Genomic DNA, 18,095 nt, shown 5'->3' with positions numbered 1-18,095 from the left:
TAGTAGGCTATCAAATATAAAAATATTGAACGAGGTAATTTAGTAGGATTTTCTTGGATTGGTATATTAAGGTTGAAGGCGATATAAAGTCTCATGATAATGGTTACTTTTTACAAAAAAGGTTAAATACTAATTAATATAAATATAATATTCCCCATTACTTCCGAATTCTGGGATACTATTAGAAGCAAAGCATTCATTTTTTAAACATGGAGACTATTATACTAATTTTCTACCGAATCTCCCGAATCTAGTCCCGAGGTGGTAATATATAAATAAAATATGTTTTAAAGGGGCGAACGATTTGAGATATTTATGGTCATTGGGCGTGATGCTGCTTTGCATGTCATGGATGGGAACAGCTGCCTTTGCTGACGAGTTAATCACCAACACGAATCTACCAAAAACAAATATGGAAACCAATGCATTTAATGACCAGGAATTAATCGTTAAGTTCAGCTCGAATCTTTCGAAAACAGAAAGAAATTCCATCTTAAAACAAGTAAATGGAACAGAAGAAGCACATTTAGGGGATGGAGCCTTTTCTTTTATCAAATTTCCTAAAGGGACAGATTTAACAAAAGCAGCCCAGAGCTTATTGGCGCAAAAAAAGATCGTATGGGCAGAACCAAACTATAAGGTGAAAAGCACCTATATTCCGCAAGAACCTGACTACTCCAAACAATGGTACTTAAATAAAATTCAAATGCCAAAAGCATGGGACGTCACAAAAGGATCTTCCCGTATTACAGTTGCTGTCATTGATGATGGGGTGCAGCAGGACCACCCTGATCTGAAGGGGAAAATCGTCAGCCCATATAATGCGGTAACTGGAAACGCACGGTATACACCCCAAGAACATGCAACACATGTGGCAGGAATTATCGCCGCCAGCTTCAATAAAACGGGAATTGCCGGGATTGCACCTGATGTAAAAATCATGCCGATTAATGTATTTGACGGGGAGGAAGCGAGTGATTACGCAGTCGCCCTTGGGATTAAATATGCGGTCGAACATCATGCAGACGTCATTAATATGAGTTTGGGAAGCCCGAACTATAGCGTTCTTTTAGACTATTATGCAAAGTATGCAAAATCTAAAGGAGTAATCCTCATTGCCGCTGCTGGAAATGATGGAACCTTTACAAAAACGTATCCGGCCGCGCTTGATTCAGTTGTGGGAGTGGGTGCAACAACAAGTCACGATCATGTTGCCTTTTACTCCAATAAAGGAAGCTTTGTTGATTTCACGGCTCCTGGGAGTAATATCTATTCCACCATCGATGGAAGTTCCTATGCACAATTAACCGGTACTTCGATGGCATCGCCGGTTGTATCAGGTGTTGCCGCTTTAGTCCGTTCAAAGAATCCATTTTTAACTCCGGATCAGGTTGAGAGTATTATGAAGCATTCAGTCGTTGACCTGGGGACGAAGGGCCGGGATGATTATTACGGTTACGGCAGGATTGACGCCTATAAGGCTGTGTCGAACACGCCATCGCCGAAAGCAAACATAACCGCTCCGAAAACTTTTACTATGACGGGAAAAAATAAAGCGGCGCTCGCTTTGAAGCTTCCAGGTCATGCCAAGGTTACCTTGATTATTCAGAATGCGGACGGTCAAACCGTTAAGGAAGTACTGAAAAAAACAGTCTCTGGCACAAAACAATCGGTCGTTTGGGATGGAAAAGCGTCGAATGGAAAATTTGTTCCAACGGGTACTTATAAGGCAGTAGTTAAAGCATCAAACAGACGAGCGTCACTCTCAAAAACGGCTATGATTCAGGTTGTGAATCATACGTATGCGGCTATTTTAGTAAAAGGCGATTATACGTTTTCCCCTAAGACAGGAAAAACCGTTAAGATTCCCTATGAGTTAACGCAGAAAGCAAAGGTTACGGCTGTTGTACAAGATAAAACTGGTCGGGGCGTCAAAAACATCATGATAGGGAAAACCTTGTCAACGGGAAAGCACTCCATTATATGGGATGGGAAAAACAGCAAGGGGCATAGCATGAAGGATTCGACCTATCGTTTAGTTATGTCCCTAAAAGACACACATAATAAAAAAGGAAAAACGAAAAAGGTCTTTATTAAAATAGATACCATTCGACCATCCGGAAATTTTACACTGTCATCGACCGTGTTTAAAATGGATACGAAAAACCAAGCTAAGGCAGCACTGGAAGGGACGGAAACAGCGAAAGTTCATGTGTTTGTAATCGATGAAAAGGGTAACATTGTGAAACAACTATTCTACAAACAAGCGAAAACAGCTACCTTCTCCTGGAATGGAATGAATGCTAAAAAACAATTTGTTCCTGAGGGGCGCTACCGTTACCTTGTCCAGTTAAAGGATCCGGCTGGAAATCTTTCGACCATCAAAAGCAATTTCTTTACGCTGCAGGATTGGCGCGTTCCAACCATCCAGGCGGAAAAGGATGTTTCTTTAACCTTACAAGACATGAAGCCCATTGCTTATACAGTAAGTAAAGCAGGGAAAGTAACGATTGACGTTACTCAAGGGGAAACATTCATCAAATCTATCAAAAACTTTGGAGATCAATCGTTCCAATGGGATGGAACAAATAGCACAAACGCACTTGTCTCCAGTGGTGACTATCAATATAAAATTACGCTAGTAGACAAATACGGGCTATCGCAAGTCTTTACCGGAATCATTCATATTAAGGAATAAAAAAACGAGGGCTCCTTTTTTTAGGAGACCCTCGTTTCCATTTTATTTCAATTCTAGTTGCGCTTTAAGCTCGTTTTGAATTCGTTGTTTTTCAGCATCTGGAACAATATAGTAATAGATTTTATTGATCATTGTTCCGTTTCCTTTAATGCTCATTTGCTCCACATTATTTGCAGCACTTTTATAATTCTTTTGAATATCCATCATTTGATCAAACGAAAGGTTTGTTCTAACATTGTTGCCTAGAGCAGAAAAAATACTTTGATATTTTGTCAGCGAGGATAAGCTTGCTCCCTCTCGAAGAATTCCCTTAATAATTTCGCGTTGGCGTATTTGACGGCCAAAATCTCCACGAGGGTCTTCATGTCTCATTCGCGTATAGGCCAACGCCTTTTTCCCGTCTAACGTTACCTGCCCTTTGGGGAAATGATAGCCCCCTTGGCTGAAATCCAGGTCATTGTTAACGGTAATGCCGCCCACAGCATCAATGATATCCTTAAAACCTTCCATGTTTACTTTTATATAGTAATCAATCGGAATGTCCAAAAAGTTTTCCGCTGTATTCATTGCCATTTCTTCATTACCAAAAGCGTAGGCATGATTAATTTTATCCACAGTGCCGTGACCGACAATTTCCGTTCTCGTATCACGTGGAATACTCAACATTTTTACAGAATTATTGTTCGGGTTTACCGTTAATACAATCATCGTATCAGAACGACCTTTGTCGCCTTTGCGTTGGTCAACCCCGAGTATAAGCGCGGAGAATGGCTGCTTATTCGTTAACGAAACCTCTGCGTCCCGTTTATCTGATTTCCGGTCTAATGGTTGATGCATCGTTTCGACCGCATTTGTTAATGATTTATATACGGAAAATCCATAAATACCAATACCGACCAAGAGGACTAACAATACAATTCCAGTGACACGGAGCCATGGTTTCTTTTTCTTTTTATGTTGACCAGCTCTCATTAAATTTTCCTCCAGTATAAATATTTTAAAACAACTACTAGAATAACAGATTTGAGCAGATTTATATACAAATATTTGAATTTGGATCGAGAGAATCGCCGCTTTTTATTGGAAATCCGCACTGGTAATTTCCAAAAAAACACAAGCGGATATTGCTCAAACACAGGTGCAGTAGTAGGGACTGCTAGTACGGGTGGAAAAGTAGTGTACACAAATTATCCAAAGAACTGGATAACAGTGGGACGTACCTACCAAACCTTCTACTTTTACCCCAAAAAATCAGTTACGAATTTTACTTATAATAGCATTATAAAAGTTTATTATACTTATGATGGATTAAGTTATACGTCTTACCTTTATAGATAACCAAAGGGTGTCCAATTTGAGGACACCCTATTTATAAATCTTTTATATGAACCAAATTGACTGTTTTCTATGGGGAAACGAGGAAATATTTTAGTTCTATATAATTATATGGATATTTTTGCTAGAATTATAGTGTATTAGACATAAAAGGATGGGGAAAAAGGTTGAAGGCAGGAATTTTTTTAAAAGGAATTTTGGCATTTTTCATGATTGCTGCTTTGATGCTGCCAAGTCAAAGCGCAAGTGCGGCAGAATTAACGGCCCAGAAGGATTTTTCGAAAAAGGCACTAGCAGAATTAAATCGATACATAAAAAAGGCTGGAGGGACAGTTACCCTTCAATACCAAGATTTAATAACGGATGACAGCTTGCAAATTAGAGGGAAAACAAGCGGCCGTGCCGCAAGTACAATTAAGCTTCCGCTTACCCTCTATATCATGGAGCAGGCATCTAAAGGAAAAATTAATTTAAATCAAAAGCTGACCTACAAAAGGTATCATTATTACGGCGGAAGCGGCGTGATTCAATATCAGAAGGTGGGAACCCGTTATACGATTCGTGACTTAGTTAAAAAAGCAATTATCTATAGTGATAATATTGCTTTTATCATGTTAAAAGAACGAGTAGGTCAGGGAAATTTCATCCAATATATGAAAAGCCTTGGCGGTAAATATACCTATCCGAATGGACAAAATCTAACTTCTTCAAAGGATTTAACAATCTATGCAAAAAAGCTCTACCAATTCTCGAATAAAAGTAAATATGGCAAGGAGCTTGTTGGATATTTGAAAAAGACGATTTATAATACAACGATTCCCCGCGGGATAAAGGGTGTATCGATTGCCCATAAGGTAGGAATGATCCCGATGTACAAAGTGTATAACGACGTGGCTATAGTCTATGAGAACAAGCAGCCCTTTACATTAGCCATTATGACAAAAAATATTTCCTATGAGAAATCTCAAAGGGTCATTGCTGATCTAGCTAGAATTGTATATAAATATCACAAAGCAAAAACAGCCGCGAAATATTTTAAGAGTAAAACAGATGTTACTGTCTATCTAAAGAACTCAAAAACAAAAATTCCACTGCCAACTAAGAAAAAAAAGTATGATCAGAAAAAGGCTAACCCCTATCGGTTAGCCTTTTGTTATTTTGGAGGAATGGTTCCATTTTTGAAAACAACAAATTTACACTATAGTACATTATTAGTAAATTATGGTATAATCTAAGGAGTAAGAAAGGGGGATTGAAGGTGAAAAATTACATAAAATTTGTACTATGCATTGGTATTTTATTTGGTTTGTTGTTTAGTACATCTCAACCGAGCACTTTAGCTGCAAGTAACAAAAAAATATTAAAATACCAATTTATCAATGGTTTAGTCACTTTCAAGCAAAACAAAAAATATGGATTGATGGATAAAAAGGGAAAGGTTGTCGTCCAGCCGATTTACCAGCAGATTGATCAGTCAAAACGCACCAATTTAATCCGCGTGAAAAAGAATAATTTGTACGGTTTTATTAATCAAAAAGGGAAAGTGTTGGTAAAGCCTCAATACAATTATGCTGATGTGGGCTTTGAAAATCCGATTACAGTCATTAAAAGTAAAAAATATGGCTTGATCAGCACAAGTGGTAAAACAATTGTAAAACCAAAATATGATGAAATCAGTAATTTTAATAGTGGTATCGCCTATTTTATAAGTAAAGGTAAGTACGGAGTCATAAGCAACAAAGGGAAAATGATCCTTCCGGCAACTTATGAAAAAATCAATTATATCACTGGCGGCGTGATCACCATCTGTCAGAATAAAAAATATGGTATGCTCGATAAAAAGGGAAAGGTGATCGTAGAACCAACCTATGATTATATCGGATCATTTGAGCATGGGCTCGCCCACATCAAGTTAAACGGAAAAACTGGCCTCATCGATACAAAAGGAAAAATCATTGTCAAGCCAAAATATGATCGGATTGGTTCATTTTTTAACGGTGCTGCTGAAATCGTTTTAAACGGTAAATCAGGATTCGTTAGTTCAAAGGGGAGAATTATTTCTGAACCGATTTTTGAAGATGTTTACGTGTTCCGAAAAGGTTTAGCGGCAGTGGTTCAGGACGGGAAAATTGGGTACTTGTCTACAACAGGACAAATGGTCATCCCCGCACAGTTCGAAACAGAATATGCCATGGAATATGACACACCAGAATTTTGGCAAAATGCTGCGGTAGTGATTAAAAACGGTAAATACGGGGTCATAGATACACAGGGGAAAGTTTTAGTTGATTTTACCTATGACTGGATTGGTCCTTTTAATAAATATGGCTTAGCCATTATCTATAAGGATCAAAAATATGGTTTTATCACTGTCGATGGGAAAGTAGTCGTGCAGTCCAAATATAATTATCTAAGACTCCCAACCTATGCCGACGGAGAGTTTAGCGGTGATTTTGTTATTTTTAAAGAAAATAACAAAGAAGGCGCCCTTAATTGTAAAGGCAAGGTGATTATCAAGGCCAAATATGACCGACTCGATCCTTTTGAACATAAAGGCCTTATTAAAGTGACGGAAAAGGGCAAGTACGGAATGCTTAGCTCTTCGGGAAAAGTCTTGTTAAAACCTAAATACGATAATATTGAACTATTCTATAAGCAAAATTATTATTTAGCAGCTATTAATTATAAAGGCAAATTTGGTTTTGTAAATGACAAGGGAAATATCGTGATCAAACCTCAATATGATCGCGTCGGAGATTTCCATGAGGGACTTGTTTACGTAAAAAAGGATGGAAAAACAGGATTTATTGATAAAAATGGAAAAGTGGTACTGAAATTAATTTATAATTAATCCCAGAAAAACCACCATGTAAGTTTAAGTTTTAAACTATATAGGAATATCTACTAATTAAGAAGGGTCTACAGATAACAGTCAATTTGACTTTCTGTAGACCCTTTTTTATTACGACTTTAGTCAGTTGAGCCGATAGGCGAAACATTAATCCATCTGCTATGCGGGTGGGCAACAAAAAAAACCCTCGAATTTTTTCGAGGGTTTTACATTTGAGGTATATAATCCAAAACATCATATTGTGATGAATTTTTGGGGAGATTGACGTTTTTAGCGAAAAAGCGAGAAGGTGAAGAGATTTATAAGAGTCTATTACGGTCTTTTTAGGGGCGTGGATGTACCCAATATTATAAAAAAATTATGTTATAATGACGATGGTGATGATATGAAATCTATACTTATAGTTCTTGTATTGTGTTTTACTCTATTTTCGGGAACTGCTAAAGCAGCTGGAACAACTAATAATAAGGTGTTAATCATAGCTCATAGAGGGGATTCAGGGTATGCGCCTGAGCATACAATGGCGGCTTATAATTTAGCCAAAGAGCAGGGGACAGATTATATTGAATTAGATTTAGGCTTGACTAAAGATGAACACCTCATAGCCATTCACGATGACACCATTGATCGGACCACTTTGGGGAGCGGGTTGGTTAATTCTCTGACTCTTTCAGAAATTTCTCTGTTAAATGCAGGCTCTTGGTTTAATGAAAAATTTCCTGATAAAGCAAAACAAGAATATAACGGACTAAAAATCCCAACTTTAGAAGATGTGATTAATCATTTTGGGACTTCAATCAACTACTACATTGAAATAAAAAATCCAGAAGAATATCCGGGGATAACAGATAACTTACTTAAAGTTTTGGAATCCCATCAATTAATAGGAAATAATGCAATTCGCGGGAAGGTAATAATTGAATCATTTGATCGTAATAGTCTTAAAATGATTCATAAAAAATACCCAAATCTCGTTCTCATACAATTAGGTGATTATCCTGAAGAAATGAATCTGGCGGAGATTGCTACATATGCTGATGGCGTTGGGCCAAATTATTCAACTATGAAGAAGGAATTTGTTGAAAATGCTCATAAGAACCATTTACTTGTTCATTGTTGGACTGTTAATAATGAAACTGATATGAAAAAACTAATTAGCTGGGGGATTGATGGTTTTTTTACCAACTATGTTGATATTGGCAAGAAAAGTCAAAATGCCATGATAACGGCTAGTGTAAAAGACGTAACCGCCCCATCAAAGCCTGTTGTCAATCAAATAAATGACTACGATAAAAAAGTAACGGGAAGAGCTGAAACAAGCTCAACCGTTACGGTAAAGGCTGGATCAAAGGTACTTGCTAATGCCATAACAAAAGCTGGTAAGTTTACGATTACGCTAAAAAGCACTCTCAAAGCGGGAACGAAATTAAGTGTAACCGCTGCTGACCATGCTAAAAATGTAAGTGATGCAACAATAGAAATAGTAGTGGATAAAACAGCTCCAAGGACCCCTACCGTATATCAGATGAAAAATAATGATAAAAAAGTGACCGGCAAAACAGAACCAGGTGCAAAAATTACCGTTAAGTACGGCAAAAAGGTAATTGCAACTGCCCGAGCGGGGAAATCAGGTAAATTCAGTGCAAAACTAAAGTCTTTTCAAAAGGCAGGAAGGACTTTAACCGTAACGGCTATGGATATGTCGGGGAACATAAGTACTAAAAGGACAATTAAAATAGTAAACAAAACAGCTCTAAAAAGACATTTAAGGTGACCATAAAAAAGCTTTAAAAAAGAACTATAACCTAGTCGAAATAAAAGGACTTGGGTATAGCTCTATTTTTTATATATGGAATCATCTCAGATAATAAAATAACCATTTTTTCCATTCCCTATACATAACCGCTAAATATTGTTAAAATCTAATAGAATATTGTCGGAATTTCAGGGAGGATGAAAAAGGAAGAATGATAAAAACACAAGAATATAAGGTATCGATAATAATTCCCTATTACAACTCAATGGAATTTGTCGAAGATTGTTTGAATTCTGTATTATCTCAAAGTTACACTAATTTAGAAGTAGTCATCATTAATGATGGCTCTGACCAGGAAAATACAAAACATATTGAGTCGATGGTGACGGATGACAGAATTATTTACTTAAAAAATGAAACGAACAAAGGCGTGGCGTTTTCCCGCAACATGGGACTTAAGCAGGCAACGGGTGAATATGTCTTTTTTCTTGATAGTGATGATTTACTCGCAGAATATGCGATTGAAATACTTGTTGAGAGTATTCAAGATCATCCGGCTATCGTTGGCAGAATAAAACGTTTATTAAGACCTTCTGATCTAGAACCATCTTTGGAAGAAACACAATTGCAAATAAAAGAACGAACATGCGGAAAACTATTTAAAGGTGGCAGCATTTTAAATGTCCTGATTAGTAGCGACTTTATCCATAAACATAATATCCAATTTTATGAAGGAACATTAGGTTATACGGATATATCGGGGATTATCCCATTCATATTATTTATTGAAAAATTACCAAGCTTAAACATACGTACCTATTATAAGCGAGTTCGAAATGATCCAATTTCAAACCCTAGCTTGGAACAATCTCCAATAGAAGAAAGAATGCGAGATTTTGTTCAAACTTATCTAGCAATGGTCAAAAAGTTTGAACAAGCTGAACAAGCAAAAAAGTATTTAGATCGTTTATTTATAAGGTTTTTCCGTAGACAAGTAATCAATATTTTTAAGGATGAAAACCACTTTGAGGAATCTTTTGATTCGTTAGCTTCTGCAGTCCAAGTGTTAGACCTTTCCTCTATTCATTCACAACCCCTCCACATTAAAAGGGAAATCAAACATCTTCGAAAAGGAAACAAGGATCGGTACAAAAAGGGGCTATGGTTTCATAAAGAAGCAAGGGACCTGAAAAATGCGCTAAAGGGTCTTACTAGATTAAAAAGGTATATATATATAAAAGTTTTCCTTAAACAGCCAATAAAAGAAAATTATATAATTTTTGAAAGCTTTTTAGGGAAAAATTATTCTGACAGCCCTAGAAATATTTACGAGTATATTATTGATAATGATTTAGACTACCGGTGTATCTGGGTGTTTAATAATAAACATCGAAAAATACCTGGTAATGCAAAGGTTGTCAAAAGATTCAGCTTTGCCTATTATTATTATTTTGCCGTATCGAAATATTGGATTAATAATATGCGCCAGCCGCTTCACCTTGTAAAAAGGCCTGGGAATGTCTTTCTCGAAACTTGGCATGGTACGCCCCTGAAGAAACTGGTATTTGATATGAAGGATGTTTATTCGGCAAATCCAAGATATAAGCGAGATTTTTATTTGCAGTCAAGGGCGTGGGACTATTTATTATCCCCCAATCGCTATTCTTCTGAAATATTTACAAGTGCTTTTAAGTTTGATAAGAATATGCTTGAGTACGGCTATCCGAGAAATGACATTCTTTATTCTTCTGACAAGGAGGAACGGGCTAGACAAGTAAAAGAAGCAATTGGCATTCCAAATGATAAAAAAGTCATCTTATATGCCCCAACATGGAGGGATGATGATTTTTATGAGCCAGGAAAATATAAGTTTCAGCTTCAGCTTGATTTAAATAAAATGAAGGAAAAACTCGGGGATGAGTATGTAGTAGCCTTAAGGATGCATTATTTTATTGCTGATGATATTGATGTGGAAGGACTGGATGGCTTTGCCTTTAATCTTTCAACATATGATGATATCGCCGAGCTCTATTTGATTTCAGATTTGTTAATTACCGACTATTCATCAGTTTTCTTCGATTATGTAAATCTCAAGCGGCCTATTTTGTTCTTTACCTACGATTTGGATAAATATAGAGATCAATTAAGGGGTTTCTATCTTGATTTTGAAAAGGATGCGCCAGGTCCGCTTCTAAAGACCAGTGATGCTGTCATCGATGCAATTGTTAACATCGAAGAACTGAAAACGGAATACACCGAGAGATACGCAGCCTTCTATGAAAAATTCTGCAGCTGGCATGATGGTAAATCGACAGAGAAGGTAGTTAAAAGGGTACTGTTCGGAGAAATGCAGAATGACGAGTAGTTATAGTATACTTATTATTGATTAATAAGGAGGTATGGTTATGACCATTTTAGTTACTGGCGGCGCAGGGTATATTGGCAGCCACGCTGCAGTTGAGCTTTTAAATAATGGGTATGATATTGTCCTTTTGGATAATTTATCTAACAGTCAAATAGAGTCCATCAATCGAATTAAAGAACTAACAGGAAAGGATTTTCCTTTTTATCCGATTGATTTATTGAATAGGGGAGAGTTGGAAACCCTTTTTGCCAAATACGATTTTAAGGCAGTCATGCATTTTGCAGGGTTAAAAGCAGTAGGCGAATCAGTGGAAATTCCTTTAAATTATTATCATAATAATATAACCGGTACCATTAATCTATGTGAAGTGATGGCAAAATATGAGGTGAAAAAGCTTGTTTTCAGTTCCTCGGCCACTGTGTACGGGAATCCTGAACGTGTACCAATCGATGAATCCTTCCCATTGTCTGCAACCAATCCATATGGTCGCACAAAGTTAATGATTGAAGAAATATTACGTGATTTATATGTATCCGATTCCACTTGGCGAATCGCATTATTACGCTATTTTAACCCAATTGGAGCCCATGAAAGCGGAAGAATAGGGGAGAACCCTAATGGAATTCCTAATAATTTAATGCCATATATTTCACAGGTTGCGATCGGAAAAAGAGAAATGCTTTCAGTTTTTGGCAATGACTATGAAACCCACGATGGTACTGGAGTCAGGGATTTTATCCATGTGGTTGATCTTGTAAGAGGCCACTTGAAGGCTCTTCAATACTTGGAAAACAATGAAGGGATTGAAACGTTTAATCTAGGGACTGGCACTGGATATAGCGTACTAGATTTAATCAATACATTTCAATCTGTCACTTCACAAAAAATCCCTTATCAATTCGTTGAACGACGTGCAGGAGATATAGGGATTTGTTTTGCAAATCCAGAAAAAGCAGATAAAGTCCTTGGCTGGAAGGCTGAAAAAAATTTAGAGGAAATGTGTAGAGATACGTGGAATTGGCAAAGAAATAATCCGAACGGATATGAAACGAGTAATGATATTTTACTACATGAGATATGATGCAACTAAGGAGTAATAAAGATATGACAACCAAAAATGTTGTTTTTGTATTAAATGAATACAATGGACACGGTGGAGCACAGCGCGTGGCTTCTATTTTAGCTGATGAATTTAAAGCAGACGGACACAATGTTACCGTTCTTAGTATAAATAAACAAAAGAATGCATCAAGTTATTTTCCCGAAAATATTCCCGTTCATGTAGTTCACGAAGATGGTTACCGCCCGCCTGCACCTAAAAAGCTTTTGTCAAATCTTAAAGCTTTAAAATTTGGGATCGTAAAAGGAGAATTAAAAAGGCGTTCACAGCTAATTAAAAGGAGAAAAGATGTAGAGAAATTTTTTGATGCATATAAAAATGAAGAAGTTTTTGTCATTGTTATTCAAGTGTGGGGCATGCAATGGCTTGAACCACTTTTATATAGGGAAAATATAAAGATTATCGGTCAAAGTCATGAAAGTGTTGCGGCAGCTCAAAATTCTCGACGGTATAATCGAATTCTTAACTATTATCGGCAGGTTTCAAAATTTTTGCTTCTGACTCATAAAGATGCTCAACATTTTGAAGATTTAGGGTTCCAGCATGTTGGAGTGATGTATAATCCTTCACCATTTCGAAAGCGAGCTAACCCATCAGAATTGTATAGCTTTAAAAAAATAATATCAACTGGAAGATTGGTGGATGGTAAAGGATTCGACGTGTTGATTGAAGCTTTTGCAAGTGTTGCTGATGATCTTCCAGGTTGGAAATTGCATATATACGGTGACGGTCCCGCCAAGAAGTCCTTGAAAACCTTGATTAACCTATTAGGTATGAAAAAACGAATTATTTTAAAAGGTCAAACGGAGGATGTTCAATCTTCCTTATTGAATTCTAGTTTTTTTGCTCTCGCATCAAAAGCTGAAGGTTTGCCAATGTCTTTAATCGAAGCGCAATCTTGTGGACTGCCGTGTATATCAACAGATTGTGCACCTGGAATCCGAGAAATTGTAAGTGAATATAAAAATGGCTATCTTGCTCCAGTGGGGGATGTCCCGGTTTTGGCACGTCATATAAGACGCCTTGCCCTAGATTTAGAAGTTTTTAACTCGTTTAGTGAAGATGCTTTTCAAAATAGCTTAAAATTCGACAAAGAAGTGATTAAAAACCAATGGTACGACCTTTTTGAAGAATTAGGAGGACATCGAGATGTTAAGTAACATAAATACGGAGAAAAGGCGGCCTAAACTCTCGGTTGTTGTCATTGCCTATAATAATGAGCTATATATTGAAGAAGCATTAGAGTCTTTGGATGAACAGACATTTGATGATTTTGAAGTTGTTGTTGTCAATGATTTTTCTACGGATCGTACTGGTGAATTGATTGAACGGTTTATTGAAGGGAAGCCAAAGTTTAAAGTAATCCATCTTCAAGAAAATAGCGGAGGCTGCAGCACACCAAGGAATACGGGGATTGCACATACAACAGGGGAATATATTATGTTTCTTGATGGAGATGATTGGTATCCTGTTGATGCATGCGAAAAGATGGTAGCAGCAATTGAAAGGACGAATTCTGAACTTGTTGCTGGACAGGTTATTCGTACAAACAATTATCGTATTTGGTATCATAAAAAAATTTATTCGATTGAAAGAGTAAATATCAATGTTCGTGAATTTCCAAAACTTCTACATGATAGTTTATCTGTAAACAAAATTTACAAGCGTTCTTTTCTAGATCGACATCGCTTGAGGTTTCCTGAGGGAATCCACTACGAGGATATCGTTTTTTCAGGAAAAGCATATTTTTTAGCCGATTCTATAAGTATTATTCCAGAACCCGTCTATTTCTGGAGAGTAGTAGAGAATGCAGATGTTAAATCGATTACACATCGGCGATTTGAATTTGAAAACTTTAAAAATCGAATAACCGCACATCGCCTTTTTGATCAATTCCTTAAAGACAATGGCGATATTCTCTATCAAGGTCATAAAAACAAAAAATTCTTAGCCCATGATTTAAAATTATATACAAATGATTACTTACAGTTTGATGACGAGTATAAGAGCAAGTTTCATGAATTAATTTATGAATATTTGCATGAGGTAATGGATGAATATTCCTTTATCAAGTTGTCTGAGAGAGAAAGAATCTTGTATTATTTATTGTATATTGGCGACAAAGAGGCATTCCAAGATTATCTTTTCTATATAAATGGAATGCCAACAAAAGTGAATCGAATTTATTCAAAGGGAAATTCCTATTATTTTAAATCAACGATATCAGAAAAAGATCATGAAAAATTCCTGCTTTTTCAAAATTTAGATATTAAATTTACAATCGATCATCTTGAGTTAACTCATGAAAAATTATTATTTAATTTTGAAGTTCACATTGGGTCAATTGACAATAAAGAGCTTTCTTATTATTGGGCGTTATATAATAAGGATACAAAGTCAACGATTCAATCTGTGCTAGTTGGTACAAATCAGGCTGTTCTTTCACTTGAAAATATGACTCCTGGGAAATACTACCTATATTTGTATGTAAATCATCAGGGGAATACACATAAACGAATTGTTAAAAAAACGAATATAAGTAACTTGCCGAATCTTAAGGTGGCTGATCGCAAGTTTTCCAAATTCTTTTATATCAATAAAAATAACTCGTTTGCGGTTAAAGTTTTATCTCTAAAAAAACTCGATCAAATAAAATGGTCATTTAAAATAAAAAAGATTTCCAAAAAGAAAAAAGGCTTTTTTGAAACCTTATTTATGAAGTATGCAAAAAGTTTTTCCCTTAAACTTCCAATCCGATCAAACTGGGTGTTGTTTGAGAGTCATATGGGAAAACAGTATAGTGACAGTCCAAAATATATTTACGAGGAAATGAGTAAAACGCATCGTAATTATAAATTTATTTGGTCTTTTGAGGACCCAGAATTGGTTGAAGTGCCCGGTTCAGCTATTAAAGTGAAAAGAAAGGGCTTAAGGCACTTCTATTATATGGTTCGATCAAAGTATTGGGTCGACAACCAAGGAATGGCTAAGTTGGCTCCTAAAAGAAAACAGCAAGTTTACTTACAGACCTGGCACGGTACTCCGTTAAAACGAATGGGCTATGATCAAAAACAATTGCCAACGGAAGAAGAACTTGCTAAACTTCAGTTTCAGAAAAATGCGTGGGATTACTTTATATCCCCCAATTCTTATAGTACAACTATTTTTAGAAGAGCATTTAGGTACGGAGGTAAAATAATTGAGACAGGCTATCCGCGAAACGATCTTTTAATTACCAAGCCTGAAGAGATTATTCAAAAGACAAGAGAATCCTTTCAAATAGGAAAAGAGAAAAGAATTATTTTATTTGCACCGACATTCCGTGATTGGGACCCGGATTCATTCCAAAAAACGCTAAGAGATATTCAATCCCTTAGTAAAGGGATTGGTGAAGATTCCATTGTGCTTTTAAGGCTGCATTACTTACTCTCAGATAAGATTTCTAATCAAAGCTTGCCTCGTAATGTAATAAATGCATCTAGATATCATGATATTCAGGAATTATATTTAATTGCTGATATTTTGATAACAGACTATTCTTCTGTTATGTTTGACTATGCATTATTAAAGCGCCCAATCCTTCTTTATTGCTATGATTTGGAGGAATACTTATCTCGTAGAGGGACGTATTTTAATCTTATTGAAAAAGCACCAGGACCAGTTTGTACGAAAATGGATGAGGTTATTTCCTATCTAAATCAACCAAAAAGATTAAGTGAATATGATCAAGCATTAGAAAAGTTTTCTTTAGAGTTTGGCAGCTTAGAGGATGGTCATGCGGCTAGTAAAGTGATTGAACAAATATTTAAATAAAGATAAAAGAGCTGCAAGTAAATTGCAGCTCTCAGATTGTAGACAAAAGGTATCCCGAATGATCCCATTCGGTTGCTTTTTTCCATTTTTAAGCATTTTTTCGTTAACTTTTTCTTGAATTAGACCCCTCCGGGGTCAATTTTTATGCCATTTTTGGACTAATCCAAGTCCAGTTTGCCATCTTCTTTAAATTCATGGCAGCAAAAGTAAACATCGCCTGCATGGACAATTTTTTAAGACCTCTTAACGTTGTCCATCGCATACCATGCTTTTCTTTCGCATCCGCAAATACTCGTTCAATCGTTTCTTTACGACGTGCATAAATAGTTTTATTCTCTTCTGTGTGTCGAAGGTGTTCAGCTTCCTCAAGATACTCTTCCCAGACATGTCGTTGAATGAGCTTTTGATGATTTTGACTCTGAGTACATTGAGATAGAAGCGGGCAATCCTTACATTGAATGGGATTGGAGATGTACTGACGATACCCTTCTTTAGTAGTTGTTCTATATTTAAGAACCTGTCCTTCCGGACATATGTAGCAATCATAGTGCTCATCATAAACATAGTCGTGTTTTTTCAAGTAGCCTTCCTTCGTACGAGGGCGTGTATAAGGTAATGCTATCATTGGTTATTATTTTCTCAAATTAAACAAACAACCTTATCGTCTATTTCTCCAATTTTACTTTGCGGTCTACAGCAGGAACCCTGTCACTAAGCCAATACATACGTATTGTGTGTTTGGGGAAACTAACATAAAAACTGAAAATGTTAGGGTGTGTGTATGAAAAGAAACATTTGCATTATGTTAATTATTTCTTGTGCTTTAGTTACTCCAAAGATTGGTGAGACAGTCTTTGCTACTTCAAACCATAATAAACCGCCAGCTTATGAGGAAACCCTTTTTGAAATAGGTTATCAATCGGTTGAAGAAGCTTTAAAAGCTTTTGAACATCAATCCAATCAAAGCTTGAAACTACCCGTAAAAGTCCCCCTTTAACTTTTACACATTATCTCGGAAGGTTTAGCAATATAAATGATTCTTTTGAGGTTAAATTCTTAAACGATAAAACTGCTAAAAATCACTATTTTATTCGTATTATTCCCACTGAGTACAAGTTACCTATTAAGGAAATAAATGTTTTAAATATCTATAAACTAAAAAATGGAAATGAAGCCATTTATACAACGATATCAGGATTTAATGTACTAGTTTTTGAAAGAGATAATTGGCAATATATGCTTAATGTTGATAAAAGAGTTTCTGATAAAGTGACTCCTCAAACTTTAGTTGAAATAGCTAATTCTATTGATTATTCACATAATAATAAAAAGTAGTTCTTTAATGGGTGCGTTTTTACAATAAGGTGGAGACGCTTTTTAAAGATTTATATGATAGGTACCCGGAAGACCAATTACTGACGAAATTTCCATTAATTAAATATCAAGATGACGGGTAAGGGCTTATATTCTTCCTCAAGTACCTCGATATGCCAACTTAAGGGAAAACCTTTTAAGTTGGCTTTATTGATAAATTAAGAGAACAAATAGTCTTTGGTCTTAGATTTTCTACGGTATCGCTAGGTGCAAAGGGGTACAATTTTCAAGGTTATTAAGTCTTAATTTGTAAATAGCTTTATAAAATAGAGGTTGATACATATTAGTCAAGAATAATATGTATCAACCTCATTCTTCTTTTTCAATAATAGTTGTATTTTAGGTTAACCAAAAACCAATAAAACATCCTAAAAATTACTGAAGATCAGTATTTAATAGAGTATTTGTAGTAATTAAAATTGGTATGATTCTTGCTTGATAAAAAATTGTAACTTCTGAATTTTATAACACAATGAAATGAGGTGGATGGCCTATTGAGGATCATTCTACAGATGACATCAACAAAATTTGGTTTATTAGATCCTGGAGGAAGAAATTTTCAAATGACAAACTGGGTAACTGAGGAAGAAAGTAAGAGAATAGTATCTTATGTTGTCGATCGATTTTTGCAGGTAGGTATAGAACATGACCTAATATTTGCTATAACCCGTATCATGTACTCTCAGTTTGGAGTGAGTTCCGAAGATGAAGTAGAAAAACTGGTTAAGGACCATCTAACATCATTGGGTTATATACTAACGGTAGATTAGAATCTACCGTTTT

11 protein-coding genes and 1 pseudogene are annotated in these 18,095 nt (G+C 35.9%); 10 read left to right on the top strand and 2 right to left on the bottom strand.

Annotation, left to right across the window (positions count from 1 at the left end):
- Positions 1 to 304 precede the first annotated feature (304 nt).
- Positions 305 to 2,698, top strand: a complete 2,394-nt coding sequence (locus tag J2Y67_RS06325; protein WP_310171897.1) for a S8 family serine peptidase — start codon at positions 305 to 307, stop codon at positions 2,696 to 2,698.
- Positions 2,699 to 2,740: 42 nt separating this feature from the next.
- On the opposite strand, the gene tagU is transcribed toward J2Y67_RS06325, so the two are convergent.
- The gene (tagU, locus tag J2Y67_RS06320) at positions 2,741 to 3,670 is read right to left on the bottom strand and encodes a polyisoprenyl-teichoic acid--peptidoglycan teichoic acid transferase TagU (protein ID WP_310171894.1); all 930 of its coding nucleotides are present in this window, start codon (positions 3,668 to 3,670) and stop codon (positions 2,741 to 2,743) included.
- 530 nt (positions 3,671 to 4,200) lie between these two features.
- Here tagU and J2Y67_RS06315 point away from each other — a divergent pair.
- From J2Y67_RS06315 to J2Y67_RS06285, 7 genes are all read left to right on the top strand, one after another.
- A complete protein-coding gene (locus J2Y67_RS06315; protein ID WP_310171891.1) occupies positions 4,201 to 5,268 on the top strand; it encodes a serine hydrolase in 1,068 nt (355 codons plus the stop codon).
- A 23-nt stretch (positions 5,269 to 5,291) separates the two neighbouring features.
- Positions 5,292 to 6,884, top strand: a complete 1,593-nt coding sequence (locus J2Y67_RS06310) for a WG repeat-containing protein (protein WP_310171889.1) — start codon at positions 5,292 to 5,294, stop codon at positions 6,882 to 6,884.
- Positions 6,885 to 7,215: 331 nt separating this feature from the next.
- Positions 7,216 to 8,658, top strand: coding sequence for a glycerophosphodiester phosphodiesterase family protein (locus J2Y67_RS06305; protein WP_310171887.1), 1,443 nt, complete (start codon positions 7,216 to 7,218; stop codon positions 8,656 to 8,658).
- Positions 8,659 to 8,851: 193 nt separating this feature from the next.
- The gene (locus J2Y67_RS06300) at positions 8,852 to 11,005 is read left to right on the top strand and encodes a bifunctional glycosyltransferase/CDP-glycerol:glycerophosphate glycerophosphotransferase (RefSeq protein ID WP_310171885.1); all 2,154 of its coding nucleotides are present in this window, start codon (positions 8,852 to 8,854) and stop codon (positions 11,003 to 11,005) included.
- A gap of 40 nt (positions 11,006 to 11,045) precedes the next feature.
- Positions 11,046 to 12,086: a UDP-glucose 4-epimerase GalE gene (gene galE / locus J2Y67_RS06295; protein ID WP_310171883.1), complete on the top strand. Its 1,041-nt coding sequence runs from the start codon at positions 11,046 to 11,048 to the stop codon at positions 12,084 to 12,086.
- Between the two features lie 23 nt (positions 12,087 to 12,109).
- On the top strand, positions 12,110 to 13,285 hold the full coding sequence (locus J2Y67_RS06290) for a glycosyltransferase (protein WP_310171879.1): 1,176 nt from the start codon (positions 12,110 to 12,112) through the stop codon (positions 13,283 to 13,285).
- Positions 13,275 to 15,938 (top strand): bifunctional glycosyltransferase/CDP-glycerol:glycerophosphate glycerophosphotransferase, encoded by a 2,664-nt coding sequence (locus J2Y67_RS06285; protein WP_310171878.1) that lies wholly within the window; start codon positions 13,275 to 13,277, stop codon positions 15,936 to 15,938. Before J2Y67_RS06290 ends, J2Y67_RS06285 begins: the two co-directional genes overlap by 11 nt.
- Positions 15,939 to 16,080: 142 nt before the next feature.
- Here J2Y67_RS06285 and J2Y67_RS06280 read toward each other — a convergent pair.
- Positions 16,081 to 16,554, bottom strand: a pseudogene (locus J2Y67_RS06280) (transposase); the annotation flags it as partial.
- Positions 16,555 to 16,719: 165 nt separating this feature from the next.
- Here J2Y67_RS06280 and J2Y67_RS06275 point away from each other — a divergent pair.
- Entirely contained in the window at positions 16,720 to 16,935 is a 216-nt protein-coding gene (locus J2Y67_RS06275) for a hypothetical protein (RefSeq protein WP_310171877.1), read from the top strand.
- A gap of 889 nt (positions 16,936 to 17,824) precedes the next feature.
- The gene (locus tag J2Y67_RS06270; protein ID WP_310171875.1) at positions 17,825 to 18,082 is read left to right on the top strand and encodes a hypothetical protein; all 258 of its coding nucleotides are present in this window, start codon (positions 17,825 to 17,827) and stop codon (positions 18,080 to 18,082) included.
- Positions 18,083 to 18,095 lie beyond the last annotated feature (13 nt).

This window comes from Neobacillus niacini, from assembly GCF_031456445.1.
Taxonomy (GTDB): domain Bacteria; phylum Bacillota; class Bacilli; order Bacillales; family Cytobacillaceae; genus Neobacillus; species Neobacillus niacini_I.
Note: the sequence above shows the minus strand (reverse complement) of the source record. Positions and strands in the feature narration are given on the sequence as shown.

What these genes read in the sequence shown, in the direction of transcription:
- tagU (WP_310171894.1), bottom strand. Translation starts at nt 3,670, where the DNA reads ATGAGAGCTGGTCAACATAAAAAGAAAAAGAAACCATGGCTCCGTGTC.
- J2Y67_RS06300 (WP_310171885.1), top strand. Translation starts at nt 8,852, where the DNA reads ATGATAAAAACACAAGAATATAAGGTATCGATAATAATTCCCTATTAC.
- galE (WP_310171883.1), top strand. Translation starts at nt 11,046, where the DNA reads ATGACCATTTTAGTTACTGGCGGCGCAGGGTATATTGGCAGCCACGCT.
- J2Y67_RS06290 (WP_310171879.1), top strand. Translation starts at nt 12,110, where the DNA reads ATGACAACCAAAAATGTTGTTTTTGTATTAAATGAATACAATGGACAC.
- J2Y67_RS06285 (WP_310171878.1), top strand. Translation starts at nt 13,275, where the DNA reads ATGTTAAGTAACATAAATACGGAGAAAAGGCGGCCTAAACTCTCGGTT.
- J2Y67_RS06275 (WP_310171877.1), top strand. Translation starts at nt 16,720, where the DNA reads ATGAAAAGAAACATTTGCATTATGTTAATTATTTCTTGTGCTTTAGTT.
- J2Y67_RS06270 (WP_310171875.1), top strand. Translation starts at nt 17,825, where the DNA reads ATGACATCAACAAAATTTGGTTTATTAGATCCTGGAGGAAGAAATTTT.